The 14274-nt window shown below is 59.9% G+C and carries 13 protein-coding genes; 2 read left to right on the top strand and 11 right to left on the bottom strand.

The features are described 5' to 3' along the window. Positions 1 to 74: 74 nt before the first annotated feature. From ACIPZE_RS26245 to ACIPZE_RS26215, 7 genes are all read right to left on the bottom strand, one after another. Positions 75 to 1580 carry a sensor domain-containing diguanylate cyclase gene (locus ACIPZE_RS26245; RefSeq protein ID WP_400776266.1) on the bottom strand — a complete coding sequence of 502 codons (1506 nt, stop codon included), beginning with the start codon at positions 1578 to 1580 and terminating at the stop codon, positions 75 to 77. A 120-nt stretch (positions 1581 to 1700) separates the two neighbouring features. Then, positions 1701 to 3017 carry an OprD family porin gene (locus ACIPZE_RS26240; protein WP_400776264.1) on the bottom strand — a complete coding sequence of 439 codons (1317 nt, stop codon included), beginning with the start codon at positions 3015 to 3017 and terminating at the stop codon, positions 1701 to 1703. A gap of 197 nt (positions 3018 to 3214) precedes the next feature. Next, the gene (locus ACIPZE_RS26235; protein ID WP_129395425.1) at positions 3215 to 3436 is read right to left on the bottom strand and encodes a hypothetical protein; all 222 of its coding nucleotides are present in this window, start codon (positions 3434 to 3436) and stop codon (positions 3215 to 3217) included. A 298-nt stretch (positions 3437 to 3734) separates the two neighbouring features. Then, positions 3735 to 5099, bottom strand: a complete 1365-nt coding sequence (locus ACIPZE_RS26230; protein WP_283439402.1) for a heavy metal sensor histidine kinase — start codon at positions 5097 to 5099, stop codon at positions 3735 to 3737. Next, on the bottom strand, positions 5089 to 5766 hold the full coding sequence (locus ACIPZE_RS26225) for a heavy metal response regulator transcription factor (protein WP_007916978.1): 678 nt from the start codon (positions 5764 to 5766) through the stop codon (positions 5089 to 5091). The genes ACIPZE_RS26230 and ACIPZE_RS26225 overlap by 11 nt, the downstream gene beginning before the upstream one ends. Before the next feature lie 9 nt (positions 5767 to 5775). Continuing rightward, a complete protein-coding gene (locus ACIPZE_RS26220) occupies positions 5776 to 8877 on the bottom strand; it encodes a multidrug efflux RND transporter permease subunit (protein WP_400776261.1) in 3102 nt (1033 codons plus the stop codon). Further along, a complete protein-coding gene (locus ACIPZE_RS26215; protein ID WP_400776258.1) occupies positions 8874 to 10034 on the bottom strand; it encodes an efflux RND transporter periplasmic adaptor subunit in 1161 nt (386 codons plus the stop codon). Before ACIPZE_RS26215 ends, ACIPZE_RS26220 begins: the two co-directional genes overlap by 4 nt. 446 nt (positions 10035 to 10480) lie before the next feature. On the opposite strand from ACIPZE_RS26215, the gene ACIPZE_RS26210 reads away from it, so the two are divergent. Further along, positions 10481 to 10786 carry a type 1 fimbrial protein gene (locus ACIPZE_RS26210; RefSeq protein WP_129395421.1) on the top strand — a complete coding sequence of 102 codons (306 nt, stop codon included), beginning with the start codon at positions 10481 to 10483 and terminating at the stop codon, positions 10784 to 10786. Positions 10787 to 10897: 111 nt separating this feature from the next. Further along, positions 10898 to 11137, top strand: a complete 240-nt coding sequence (locus tag ACIPZE_RS26205; protein ID WP_129395420.1) for a hypothetical protein — start codon at positions 10898 to 10900, stop codon at positions 11135 to 11137. 173 nt (positions 11138 to 11310) lie between these two features. Here ACIPZE_RS26205 and ACIPZE_RS26200 read toward each other — a convergent pair whose 3' ends face one another. The 4 genes from ACIPZE_RS26200 to ACIPZE_RS26185 form a co-directional block, all read right to left on the bottom strand. Further along, positions 11311 to 12060 (bottom strand): YkgJ family cysteine cluster protein, encoded by a 750-nt coding sequence (locus ACIPZE_RS26200; RefSeq protein WP_400776253.1) that lies wholly within the window; start codon positions 12058 to 12060, stop codon positions 11311 to 11313. Between the two features lie 83 nt (positions 12061 to 12143). Beyond that, complete coding sequence (locus ACIPZE_RS26195; RefSeq protein ID WP_129395418.1) at positions 12144 to 12470, bottom strand: hypothetical protein; 327 nt, start codon at positions 12468 to 12470, stop codon at positions 12144 to 12146. A gap of 146 nt (positions 12471 to 12616) precedes the next feature. Beyond that, complete coding sequence (locus tag ACIPZE_RS26190) at positions 12617 to 13078, bottom strand: GNAT family N-acetyltransferase (RefSeq protein WP_400776251.1); 462 nt, start codon at positions 13076 to 13078, stop codon at positions 12617 to 12619. 27 nt (positions 13079 to 13105) lie between these two features. Next, positions 13106 to 14008, bottom strand: coding sequence for a chemotaxis protein CheV (locus tag ACIPZE_RS26185; RefSeq protein WP_400776248.1), 903 nt, complete (start codon positions 14006 to 14008; stop codon positions 13106 to 13108). Positions 14009 to 14274: the final 266 nt, after the last annotated feature.

Here is a 14274-nt window from a genome sequence, read left to right as displayed (position 1 = left end):
TCGCAGCCTGCGGCAGCTCCTACATGGGATCACATACCCCTGTAGGAGCTGCCGCAGGCTGCGATCTTTTGATCTTAAGAACTGACGACACGATTTCGCCCGTTGTCCTTGGCCTGATACAACGCTTTGTCAGCCACAAACAACAACTGCTCCAGCGTCATCTCACTCGCCGGCGTCCACGTCGCGATTCCAATACTCACCGTCATCGGTCGATCAGCCCCTGCAACCCACGGCAACTGCTCAACCGCCTCACGAGTATGCTCGGCAATCTGCTGCGCGCCATGGCTGTCGGTCTCGGCCAGAATCACCGAAAACTCTTCGCCACCATAACGCGCGACCAGATCCGCCGGTCGCCGTACATTCGCCGAAATGACCTTGGCCAACTCCCGCAGCGCCTGATCCCCGGCCTGATGCCCATGCCGGTCATTGAACGCCTTGAAGTGGTCGGCATCGATCATCATCACTGACATCGGCTGCCCCGAACGCTGCGCGCGAAACCACTCGTGGCGCAGCGATTGATCAAGCATCCGACGATTGGCGACACCGGTCAGCGCATCGGTCGCGGCCAGTTGCGCCAGTTCGCGCTCGGCCCGTTGGCGCAAACGCAACTCGCGAGCCAGCAGCCAGGTCAGCCACAGCAAACCAATGCACAACACGCCGGTAGCGCCGCTGATCAGGACCGCTGTACGGCGCCAGGTGGCGAACACCTCATCGCTGGACAGCGCAACCATCACCGTCAGCGGCAAATTGCCGACCCGTGAATAGGTATAAAGGCGCTGCTGCTGATCCATGCTCGAAGTACTGGTGAAACTGCCGTTGCCGTCCTTGTCGCGCAGGATTCGTATGACGTTGGGCCGGTTGCCGAAGCTCTTGCCGATGGAGTCGCTTTGCAGATAAGGCTTCTGCGCCAGCAGCACGCCGTCGTTATCGATGATGTTCAGCGTGCTGCCTTTGCCGATGTCGAGGCTGTTGAACAACTGATCGAAGTAGTCGAGTTTCATCGACGCCACGGCCACCCCGGTGAATTCGCCGGTGTCCGAGGAAATCCGCCGGCTGAAACTGATTCGCCATTGATTGGCTTCATCACAATCGCAACGGGTCTTGAACGGACGGCTGATGAACATGCCGATGTCGCGGTTGAAGGCGTGGGCGAGGAAGTAGTCGCGGTCGGCGAAATTGCCCGGTTTCGCTTCGACCCGTGAAGAGTCGGCGACCACGTCGCCGTGCTTGTCGAGCAAGAGGATGTCGCCCTTGAAGCGCGCCGTGGTGGAACGGTCGAACAGCGCCAGATGGCGTATCTGCGGCGAGACGTCTTGCAGGTCATCGCGCTGGGCGGCGGCGATCAGGCCTTGCAGGGTCAGGTCGTACAGCTCGACGGTGCGCAGTACGTCGGCATCAATCAGTTGAGCAATGGTGGTGGCGCTGCGGGTGGCCGATTCCCGAGCGTTGGTGTGCTCGCGGATCAGCAGGAAAGTGACGATGCATAAAATCGCGATCACGGTCAGTGAACTGCCGCAGATCAGCAGCAGTTCGGGGCGTCCGGTCTTGCCCGCAACGGGTGGGGTACGGCTCGCGATCATGATTGGGCGTCGGTTGGGAGGATCTTATAAGCGTAGGAGCTGCCGGAGGCTGCGATCTTTTGATCTTGTTTTTAAAATCAAGATCAAAGATCGCAGCCTCCGGCAGCTCCTACGTTGATCTTAGAAGACGTTGATCGGGTAGTCGATGATTACGCGGTATTCATCGGTGTCTGTATCAATCGCACCATAGCCGTTGCCGCTACGGTTGGTCGCCCATTGCAGGCGTACCGCAAGATCTTTGGCCTGGCCGCTTTGCACGACATATTTGAGATCCAGATCGCGTTCCCAATGCTTGGCGTTGCGACCTTCAGCGCTGTACCAGTTGGCGTAACCCTTGCTGTCCGGGTCAACCTTGGTCAGGTCCACCGTGCCGCGCGAGTACGACACCGCCGAGGTCAGACCCGGCACGCCGACACCGGCAAAGTCATAGGCGTACTTGAGCTTCCACGAGCGTTCGTTCGGGCCGTTGAAGTCCGAGTATTGCTGCGAGTTGTCGAGGTAAACGCTGTCGCCCTGACTGATGTAGTCGAACGGCGTATTGCCGTTGACCCGCTGATACGCGGCGGTGACGCTGTGGCTACCGACACCCACGGTGAAATGCAGGCTATAGGTGTTGTTGTCGATGTCGCCGAACAGCGCATCGCCGGTATCTTGCGTGTGATAGAAGTGCAGGCCCGGGTTGAGGCTGACCAGATCGTTCAACTGCCAGGTGTAGTCGAGGTCGTAGTAATACTGGTTCCAGATGTCCTTGAGCTCGGAGGCATAAAGACTGCTGGTCAAGCCTTCGACACCGCTCCAGGCGACACCGGCCCAGTTCAGGTGCTGGCTCTCGTCGCCATCGGCCAGCGTGCCGTAGGACGTGCCGATACGTTTGTGACCGCTCTGGTTGTACGGCTTGGTGAAACTGGCCTGACCACCTTCGATCAGCCAGCCGTCGAAGCTGTGATTGGTCAGGCTGACGCCGCGAAAAGTCTGCGGCAGCATGCGACTGTCACCGCCGGCAATCACCGGATTGGTGAGGAACAGATCACCGGCCTTCAATTCGGTATCGAATGCGCGCATTTTCAGCGTGCCACCGGCTGTTGAGAAAGCCCCCGGTGCTTTGCCGCCATTCTCTCGGACCGGCAAGATGCTTGAGCCGTCCGTGCCGCCACCGCCGTCGAGTTTCAGCCCGAGCATGGCGTGGGCATCGATACCGAAGCCGACCGTGCCTTCGGTGTAACCCGACTTGAAGATGCCGAGAAAGCCCTGGCCCCACTCGATGTTGTCGTCCGCTTTCTGCAAGCGGTTGCGATTCATGTAGTAGTTACGGGCGTTGAGGTTGAGGCTCGAACCTTCGACGAAGCCTTCTTTGGCGGGTTCGTCGGCGTGGGCCGCGGGGGCAATCGTTGCGGCAATTGCAATGAACAGCAGGGTGAAGCGGACTGGGTAACGCACGTGCGATGGAGCTCCTTGGGTCAACTGGCGCCTCTATATTTTGAGGCGCTCGATGTTTCTTGTTGTTACAGACGAACCAAACGGCTTTCAGACCACAACGAAAAAAGGCCGCTGAAAGGCAGCGGCCTGGAATGACGACGGTTGAACGGGAAGAGCCAAACAACCGCGTCGAGGGAAACGTTGGCGCGGAGCGCGACTCAGCTGTCTTTCTCGGATGCTTGAGCCTGGGAAGTTGCTGCCTGCGGGGCTTGTGTGGCGTCTTGCGCCTTGGCCATCACTTCGGCCTGATGCTGATCGAATGCCTGAGCGCGAGCGACATTTTGCGCCACGAACGACTGCGATTCTTCAGCCATCGCCATCGGCGACAGGATCAATGAGGACAAAACGAAAGCGCTGGCAATACCCATACTGTTGGACATCTGGAAAACCTTCTCGCTTGGCGAGTGCTGTTTGGTGCGGGCAAAGATAAGGTTGCCGGGCGATGGGAAACAGCTCGATTTTCATAAATGACTGTTACAGCAGGAGCAAAAATAACCCCCTCACCCCAGCCCTCTCCCGGAGGGAGAGGGAGCTGACCGAGGTGTCTGGCGTTGTACATCGACCTGAAAGATCGAGTCGATTATGGATTCGGTGAATCAAGATCAGGTCGGTGCACATCTTCAGCATCCCCCAATCAGTCCCCTCTCCCTCCGGGAGAGGGTTAGGGTGAGGGGCTTTTCAGACCGGCAAATAAATCCCGAAGGTATTCATCCCCCGATCACTGCGCACAAACACATCCCCACCATGCATCAGCGCAATCGCCTTGACGATCGCCAGCCCCAGCCCATGGTTATTGCCACTGTTGCTGCGCGACGCATCAACCCGATAAAAGCGCTCGAACAAGCGTGGCAAATGCTCGCTGGCAATCGGCGAACCCGGGTTGGCCACGCCGATGCTGACTTGATGCTCTTCCACCTCGATCCGCACCTCGATCACCTGACCCGCCCCGGTGTGCTGCACCGCGTTGCTGAGCAAATTGATCAACGCCCGGCGCAAATGCGCGACCTCGATCTGCACCTGCGCATCACCGCTGACCTGCACCTCAACCTGCGCGTCTTCGAGGATGAAATCGAGATACTCCAGCGTCGTCGCCACCTCATCGGCCAGCGAAGTCGAGGTGAGTTTGGTCGCCTTGTTGCCCTGATCCGCACTGGCGAGAAACAGCATGTCATTGATGATCGAACGCAGCCGTTCCAGCTCCTCAAGATTGGATTGCAGCACTTCGAAATAATGTTCGGCAGAGCGCCCACGGGTCAGAGCCACTTGCGTCTGGCCGATGAGGTTGGTCAGCGGCGAACGCAATTCATGAGCGACGTCGGCGTTGAACGATTCCAGCCGCGAGTAAGCCTGTTCGACCCGCTCCAGCGTCGAATTGAACGAGTCGACAAACTGCTCCAGCTCCGGCGGCAGCGGCGACAAACGCAAGCGCCCGGCCCTGAGCGGCGGTGCCAGTCGTTGCGCTTCGTGGGACAGTTTGATCAGCGGCTTGAGGCCGATCCGCGCCACCCAATAACCCAGTGCCGAAGCCATCAACACACCGACAATCGCCAGCCCGATCAGCGCGATCAGCAAGTTGTGCTGGGTCTCGTGAAAGGTCTCGGTATCGATGCCGATCATGAAGCGCAGCGGCGGGCGCTGATCTTTGGCCGGCAACTCGGTCAACAGCACTTTCAGCGGATAAGCATGGTCGGCCACCTGCATGTCGTGCATGCCTGGCGGGCCTTGGGCGAACGCACGAATCGCCGCATCCGGCTGACCGTATTCGTAACCCGGATCGCCACTGACCACCCAGAAACGAATGCGCTTGTCCTCTTCGCCGAGCAGCTTCAACTTGGCGTTGATCTTCAGCCAATGCTCCGGCGTGCCGAAGCGATTGAGCGCCGATTCGAGCACGCTGTAACGCGCATCCAGCTCGGCTTCCGGCAGCAACCCCAAACCTTTGTCGACCTGTTGATACAACGCGCCGCCGATCAACAGAAACACCAGCAGCGCCACCAGCGTGAACATGCCGCTCAAGCGCAGGGCAATCGAATTACTGGACACCACGGCTCTCCAGCACATAACCCATGCCGCGAATGGTGTGCAGCAGTTTTTCGTCGAACGGCCCGTCGAGCTTGGCGCGCAGGCGTTTGATCGCGACTTCGACGACATTGGCGTCACTGTCGAAATTGATGTCCCAGACCATCTCGGCAATCGCAGTTTTCGAGAGGATTTCACCTTGCCGGCGAGCCAGCACGCTAAGCAGCGAAAACTCTTTGGCGGTCAGGTCAAGCCGCGTGCCGGCGCGGGTGGCCTTGCGGCTGATCAAATCTATCCACAGGTCGGCGATGCTCACCTGCACCGGTTCATGGCCGCCACTGCGCCGGGTCAGGGCTTGCAAACGTGCGACCAGTTCGAGGAAGGAAAACGGTTTTCCGAGGTAGTCGTCGGCACCGTCGCGCAGGCCTTTGATGCGGTCTTCAACGCGCTCGCGGGCGGTGAGCATGATCACCGGGGTCTGCTTGCGCGCACGCAATGCGCGCAGCACGCCGAAGCCATCGAGGCCCGGCAACATGACGTCGAGGACGATCACCGCGTAGTCGCTTTCCAGCGCCAGATGCAGACCCTCGACGCCGTCGCGGGCCAGATCCACGGTGTAACCCTGTTCCGTCAGACCGCGGTGCAGATAGTCCGCGGTTTTTTCCTCGTCTTCGATAATCAGAACGCGCATGACCCTGCCTCAGTCTGTGGTCGCCAACGCCGCTGCGGGCGCTGGTTTGGGCCTGTGGAACAGCCGCTCAAGCCACAAGTATATGACCGGAGTGGTAAACAACGTCAGCATCTGGCTGACCAGCAAACCGCCGACCACCGCGATCCCCAGCGGCTGGCGCAGTTCGGCGCCGGTGCCGTAGCCGAGCATCAGCGGCAGTGCGCCGAGCAGGGCGGCGAGGGTGGTCATGATGATTGGCCGGAACCGCGTGATGCACGCCTCGAAAATCGCCTCCTGCGGCGACAGGCCTCGATGACGCTGCGCCTCCAGGGCGAAGTCGATCATCAGGATGCCGTTCTTCTTGACGATACCGATCAGCAACACCAGGCCGATCAACGCCATGATTGAGAAATCCTGGCCGCAGATCCACAGCATGATCACCGCACCCAAGCCTGCCGCCGGCAGCGTCGAGATGATCGTCAGCGGGTGCACGAAGCTTTCATAAAGCACACCGAGAATGATGTACACCGCCACCAGCGCCGCAAGAATCAGCCATGGCTGACTGGCCAGCGAACTCTGGAACGCCTGCGCCGCGCCCTGGAAATTGCCACTGATGGCGGTGGGCATGCCGATCTCGGCCTTGGCCTGATTGAGCAAAATCACCGCATCACCCAACGCCACGCCGGGTGCGAGGTTGAACGACAGGTTGGCCGCCGGGAACATGCCGTCGTGGGCAATCGACAACGGGCCAATGGTCGGTGCGTCGAATTTGGCCAGTGCTGACAGCGGCACCATCTCGCCACTCAGCGGCGAGCGCAGGTAGAAGTAGTTGAGGCTTTCGGCTTTGCCGCGCTGCTTGGTGTCCAGCTCCAGAATCACGTTGTACTGGTTGACCTGGGTCTGGAATTCATTGATCTGCCGTTGGCCAAACGCATCGTACAACGCCTCGTCGACATCGCTCGCGGTCAGGCCGAAACGTGCGGCGGCGCTGCGATCGATGCTGATGTGGGTGATGCTGCCGCCCAGTTGCAAGTCGTTGGAAATGTCGCGGAACGCCGGGTTGCTGCGCAGTTTTTCCGTGAGGCGTTGCGTCCAGGTAGCGAGAGTCGCGCCGTCGTTGCTCTTCAGTACGTATTGGTACTGCGCACGGCTCGGCCCGGAGCTGAGGTTGATGTCTTGCCCGGCGCGTAGATAAAGGACGATGCCGGGGACTTTCATCAATTGCGGACGGATGCGGTCGATGAACTGACTGGCGCTGACATCACGGTCGCCGCGTTTTTTCAGGGCAATCCAGAAACGGCCGTTGGCGATGGTCTGGTTACTGCCGGACACGCCGACCGAGTGGGAAAACGCCTGCACCGCCGGATCGGCTGCGACGATTTCGGCCATCGCCAAGTGTTTTTTTACCATGTCGCGGTAGGAAATATCCGCAGCGGCCTCGGTGGTGCCGAGGACGAAACCGGTGTCCTGAATCGGGAAGAAACCTTTCGGGATAAAGATGTAACCGCCGATGGCCATTGCCAGCGATAAACCGAATACGCCGATCATCAATTTCTGATGGGCGAGGGCGCGGCGCAGGCCTTTTTCGTACCAGCCGAGCAGGCGTTCGCTGAAACCCGGTTTGTCGTGGGCGTGGTGCACCGGTTCGCGCATGAACAGCGCCGCCAGCGTCGGCGCGAGAGTCAGCGAAACTACCACGGAAATCATGATGGTCGAGGTCGCGGTCAGGGCGAACTCCTTGAACAGTCGCCCGACCACGCCGCCCATGAATAGCAGCGGAATGAACGCTGCCACCAGCGAGAAGCTGATCGAGACCACGGTGAAACCGATCTCGCCCGCGCCTTTGATCGCGGCCTCGCGCATATCGTCGCCGGCTTCCAGATGGCGGTGGATGTTTTCCACCACCACAATCGCATCGTCGACCACGAAGCCGACCGCGACAACGATCGCCACCAGCGTCAGGTTGTTCAGGCTGAAACCGAGGATGTACATCAGGGCGAAACTGGCGATCAACGACACGCCGAGCACCGCCGAGACAATCAGGGTCGCCGACAGCTGGCGCAGGAACAGCGCCATGACCGCGACCACCAGCAGAATCGCGATCATCAGGGTGATTTCGACTTCATGCAGCGAAGCGCGAATGGTTTGTGTGCGGTCGATCAGGGTTTTCACTTGCACCGAGGCCGGCAACATTGCTTCGAGGCCGGGGAGGGCGGCTTGAATGCGGTCGACGGTTTCGACGATGTTGGCGCCGGGCTGGCGCGAGATCACCAGGTTCACACCGGGTTGATCGCCGGCCCACGCTTGCACGTAGGCATCTTCCGAACCGTTGACGACTTTGGCGACATCGCGCAGGTGAACCGGGGCACCATCCTTGTAGGAAACGATGAGTTGGCTGTAGTCCTCAGGATGGAACAACTGGTCGTTAGTCGACAGCGTCGAGATGCTCGATTCGCCGTACAGTGCACCTTTGGCGAGGTTGAGGCTGGTCTGCTGGATCGCCAGCCGAATGTCGGCGAGGGTCAGGCCGATCGCCGCGAGTTTGTCCGCCGAGGCTTGCACGCGGATAGCCGGACGTTGCTGACCGGTGATGTTGATTTGTCCTACGCCGTCGATCTGGCTGATCTGACGCGAGAGCAGGGTTTCCACCAGGTCGCTGAGTTCGGTGCCAGGCATTTGCGTCGAGCTGACGCTGAGGATCAGCACCGGGCTGTCGGCCGGGTTGACCTTCTTCCACGTTGGCAGCGTCGGCATGTCCTTGGGCAGTTTGCCGGCGGCGGTGTTGATCGCCGCCTGGACTTCTTGCGCGGCAGTGTCGATGCTTTTATCGAGGGTGAATTGCAAGGTCAAAAGGCTTGAGCCCAGCGCACTGCTCGACGTCATCTGGGTCATGCCGGGGATGGCACTGAATTGCACCTCCAGCGGCGTGGCCACGGACGAAGCCATGGTGTCGGGGCTGGCACCGGGCAACTGCGCGGACACCTGAATCGTAGGAAATTCCGCTTCCGGCAGTGGGGCGATGGGTAAGCGCGGGAAGGCAATCAAACCGACCAGCACCAGCGCGATGGTCAGCAGGATTGTGGCGACCGGGTGATCGATGCACCACGTGGAGACGCCTTTGTGCGCCTTCATGGTTTCGGCTCCGCTTGCACCACCTGCGCCGGCTCGGTCATCACTTGCACGGTCGAACCGGGTTTGAGCCGCGACTGGCCATCGGTGACCAGTACATCACCGGCCTTCACGCCTTTGATGATGTCCTCGCCACTGCCTTGGTAAACCATCTGCACTTGTACGGCTTCGACCTTGTCGCCGTTTACCCGGTAAACGAAGTGTTGGTCGAGGCCACGTTGTACGACGGTGGGCGGGACGACCAGCGCATCCTTGTCGAGGGCTGTCTGAATTTTTACCGTGACCAGCAGGCCGGGCCAGAGCTTCTGGCTGGCGTTGTCGAATTCGGCCTTGGCGCGAATGGTGCCGGTGTTGGCGTTGATCTGGTTGTCGATCAGGGTCAGGTGACCTTCGCCGAGCAGGTTACCGGTTTCGCCATCGGTGTCGGCGCCGATGTAGGCCTTGACCTGGGCGCGTTGCGGATCGCTGATCAGACCTTGCAGGGTCGGCAGCATTTGCTGGGGCAGGGAAAACTCGACGGCGATCGGGTCGATCTGGGTGACGGTGAACAGTCCGGCGGTGTCGGTCATGCGCAGGAAGTTGCCTTCATCGACCGTACGAATACCGACGCGGCCGGTGACCGGAGAGCGGATCTGCGTGTAGGAAAGTTGTACTTGTGCCGCATCAATCGAGGCTTGATTGCCTTGGGCGGTGGCCTTCAATTGGTTGACCAGGGCTTGTTGTTGGTCGTAGGTCTGTTTCGAGATGCCGTCGTCAACGGTGAGCAGTTTGTAGCGTTTGAGGTTGACCAGGGCGACTTGCAGTTGTGCCTGGCTTTCGCCCAGTTGGGCGCGGGCCTGGTCGAGACTGGCGCGGATGGAGCGGTCGTCGATGGTGGCCAGCAGGTCGCCTGCTTTGACCAGTTGGCCTTCTTTGACGAGGATTTTGGTGAGGATGCCGTCGATCTGTGGGCGCACAACCACGCTGTGTAATGAGAGTACGGAGCCGATGCCGCTGGTGTAACGGGGGACGTCTTTTTCGCTGACGGCCACGACTCGCACGGGGATGGCGGTTGGGGTGGCGAGTTTGGTCGGGGCGGGTTTCAGGGCGTACCACAGACCTGCGCCTGCGAGAACGATCAATAGGGTAGCGAGCAGGGCTTTGTTCTTTTGGATTCGCATGCGGGGTGGGCGCCGGACGGAGTTTGGGCAGGGTTGGTGTCTTTATAAACTTGTTTGCGGGTCAGGAGGGTGACGGCTGGCTGTCAGCGCTGTCAGTTTCGCTGTGTACATATCCGTTGCTGCGGTAACGGCGGCTGAGGGTTCCGCCCTGACGGCGGGTCTCCGCAAACCTGATCTGCAGGTCTACCGCGTCATCGTTCTTCGCGAGCAAGCCCGCTCCCACAGGGGGATGCGTTCAAAATGTGCGAGCGGGCTTGCTCGCGAAGGCGCCTGAACTGGCGATACATCTCTATTGGTCCATTTCGTTAACCGGTCCCAAAAAGGCACTGATCGTTCCCCATTCGGGACTCGTTTGCCAACTATGCTTCTCAAGATCCGTCCCTGCTCGCGGATAAACTCTGTGTAGCCCGGGTTCTCTGGGCCGCTCACCCCGGGAGTGTCTTGAAATGAAGCTGAAAACCGCTCTGCCGTACGTGCTTCTCCTGCTTCCACTCACAACCTTCGCCGCGCCTGGCAGTCAATCCGGCGAGATCCGTTTTACCGGGCAAATCGTTGACTCCGGCTGTGCGGTCGGACGTGTCGGTGGGTTGTCCGCAACGGAGTCTCGTCAGGTCGAAATCAAACCGGGCCTGAAAATCGATGTGGACACTTATCGCAATGCTTGCAGCCATCAATCGCTGCCGATGTCGATGACTTATCAAGCTCTGAAGACTTCGACCGACAAAGGCATCGTCACCATCAGCTACCTGTAGGCCGTTCGGCGTGTGCTGCAAATCTTCAGGTGCCGAGCGAAGGCGCACAGGTATACTGCGCGCCTTTGCGGCTCACTGATCGGGCCCGACTTTTTGCTTTGCGGAGCTTTTATGACTTCCCCAACCCAACCGCCGGTTGACGACGCCGTGAGCGATGTCCCGGCTGAAGTGGCCGACACCCCAGAAACCAAAGCCGAGATTCCGGCCTTCAAGTTCCCCTTCAAACCGGGTGAGCTGGCTGGCGCCAAAGAATCGAATCAGCCGTGGTACAAGAACGGCGCGAAGAATGGTCACACCAAGACCCCGGGCATGGCGCCGCCGGGCACTCGTCGTTCTATGGGCAAACGCTGAGTTTTATTGCCGCGTGCGGCGGCAAGTTCGCGATCAAGGTTGACCGGGCGGGCCTCATCGCTGGCAAGCCAGCTCCCACAGTTTTCTCGGGTGTTCACACATTTTGTGTACGACGCAAAACCCTGTGGGAGCTGGCTTGCCAGCGATGGACGTTCGATCACCGTTAATCTGGATCAGGCCGCGCGCAGCGAGATAAACGCATAAGTCTGCGCCGGCTCGCTCACCACTTGCGCCCCGGCCGCCAGCACCTGCCCGGCGATATCATCCCCGGACACATGAAACAGCCATTCACTCAGGGTCTCGCCCGGCGGTTGCGCGCGCACCTGATCGATCGCCGACGCAAACGCGCTCATGTTCGGCAGATAGGCAGTAAACCCGTCACCTTTCAATGCCGTGGTACGAATCCCGAGCATTGCGCAAATCGCATCCTTGATACCGATGTCATCACGATCCGCCTGACGTGATCGCTGGATCAATTCAATCAGTTCCTGATCAACCAACTCGCCACCCGCAATCAATACCGGCCCCTGTTCCCAAGACTCCGGCGGGCAATCCTTGGCCGCAGGGTTGAGCGGGATATGCGGATTGATTTCTGCCGGGTAAATGCGGCACACCAACGGTCGCCGTGCATAGATCCGGCACAGCTTGTCTTCGTCAAGATTCCGGCAGGGACCGACGTTGTAGGCGGCGAAGGTGATCGCCACGTGCGCAGCGGTCGCGCCGCTGCGCACCACCACCGAACGGCGTTCGGCATGTTCACGCTGGTGCGCCGGTAAACCCAGGCCATTGCCGAGAAAGGCTTCGACCAGCACGATCACCTGGCCGCCATCCGCCGCCCACATACGGGCTTCGGCCAAGGTCAGCGGGACATGATGATCGGTGCAGCATTTGCCGCAGCCTACGCAGGAAAACGTCGTATTCATTGAGCGATCTGTCTTCAATCAGGGTGTGAGACGGTGGCGGAAAACCACCGCACAGGCCCGGTTCGAAGCAAGTTGTGCGCCAGTCACTGGGTTTTGCCGGTCGGCCGGATCGAGTCCCACTCGGTGACGAAGGCGGTTTTGGACTGTTTGTTGTACAGGCACAGCTCGGTGCCCTGTTGGCCTTTCATGTGTTTTTGCGGGTATTGGCCTTGCAGCAATACGGCGGTGTAGCCAACGCGGTCATCGAATTGTGCGGGGGTGCCGACCGGTTTGGCGTTTTTCAGGCCGCTGGCTTTGGTGCAACTGGCGAGTACATTTTTGTCGTAAGCGGCCCAGGCGTCGGGGCTGGAGGCGTGGGCCTGAGAGGCGAGGGCGGAGAGGCAGAGCAGGCTTGCGGTGAGGGCTTTCATGTTGGGCATCCTTGGTCGTGAGTGGCCAAGGTTGGAGTCTGCCAAGGGTTTTTGGTTGCCTGATTTAAAGTCAAAAGATCGCAGCCTTCGGCAGCTCCTACCTGTGATCCTCTGTAGGAGTTGCCGAAGGCTGCGATCTTTTGATCTTACAGTTCCGGTACCAACTCCCGGCGCACCACATACATCCCGGCACGTTCATACAACCGCTGCGCCCGCAGATTGTCTTCCAGCACCTTCAAATCGACAAAACCTTCACGCCGTTGTTGAAACACCTTGAATGCATTCAGCAGCAGCGCGCGGCCCAATCCCAGGCCCTGAGCGCGCGGATGCACCACCAGATTCTTGATATACGAACTCGTCCAGCACTGCGCCACGCCGACCACGCCCTCGGCATCGCAAGCGATGAAACACAACGTCGGATCGTATTCGGGATCGTTTTCAAACCGCTGCTGCCAGTCTTCCAGTGCTGGTACCCGGCCGCCACCTTCGCGGAAACCGATCTGCATCAGTCGATGCACCGCTGGCGCCAGTTCCGCGCGGTAAACAGACAGTTCGATACCTTGCGGCAATGGGGCGGTCGGTACGTCCTCGCCGAGGTCGCGCCGCATCAAAAAACAATACGCCTCGACCAAGACTCAGTGCCCTTGCGCGGCGACGTGCTTGGCCGCTTCGATCAGGCGCTGGGTCAACTCTGGCGAAGAAAACTTGGTCAGCACCGCGTTCGCTCCGGCCAGACGTGCCTTCTCGCCGTTCATCGCGCTGTCGAGCGAGGTGTGCAGCAATACGTAGAGGTGGGAGAAATCCGGCGTCTCGCGCAGGGTGCGGGTGAAGGCGTAGCCGTCCATCTCGGACATTTCGATGTCGGAGACGATCAGGTTGATCTGTTGTGCGGTGCCTTGCAGATCGAGCAGGCAATCGATGGCTTCCTTGGCACTGCGCGCAGTGTGGCATTGCAGGCCGAGGTTGCGCAGGGTGTGTACCGATTGCTGCAGCGCCACCTGGCTGTCGTCGACCACCAGAATCCGCGCGTTGCCGAGGACGTCAGCGTCTTCCATGGTCAGGTCGGTCGGGGCCATTTCGATCTGAGCCGGGGCGATGCTGTGGATGACTTTTTCGATGTCGAGCACTTGCACCAGCGTGCCGTCGACGGAGGTCACGCCGGTGATGTAGGCGCGCGAGCCGCCGGAACCGAACGGCGGCGGTTTGATGTCGGTGGTCAGGCAATGGACGATTTTGCTTACCGCTTGAACGTGCAGACCCTGTTTGGAACGGCTGACGTCGGTGACGATCAGGCAACCGCCGTTCGGGTCTTCCAGCGGACGTTCGCCGATGGCGCGGCTGAGGTCGATGACCGACAAGGAGGCGCCGCGCAGGGTGGCGATGCCTTTGACGTGCGGGTGCGACTCCGGCAGCTTGGTCAGCGGCGGGCAGGGGATGATTTCACTGACTTTCAGCAGGTTGATCGCCATCAGCTTGCCGCTGCGCAAGGTAAACAGCAGAAGCGAAAGTGAATCTGCGCGGGCTTTGGTGGAAGACATATGAACCTTCTGTGGAAAAAGGTGGTGGGCGAGGGTGGAAATCGCCAGAAACTATTGATGCCGGGTTATCGGCGTTAACGGGTGGGGCTTTAGGTTAGTTGTCGGGTAGTCGGCTTGAGTTGATCGCTGTTCTCTCGATCACTGCCCCTCACCCCAGCCCTCTCCCAGTGGTAGAGGGAGCCGACCGAGGTGTCTGGCGTTGTACATCGACCTGAACGACCGAGTCGATTATGGATTCGGTAAAGCAGGTCCACGTCGGCGGATCG

The organism is Pseudomonas sp. NPDC089741 (assembly GCF_044748825.1).
GTDB lineage: Bacteria > Pseudomonadota > Gammaproteobacteria > Pseudomonadales > Pseudomonadaceae > Aquipseudomonas > Aquipseudomonas helmanticensis.
This window is presented reverse-complemented; position numbering and strand designations above follow the sequence as displayed.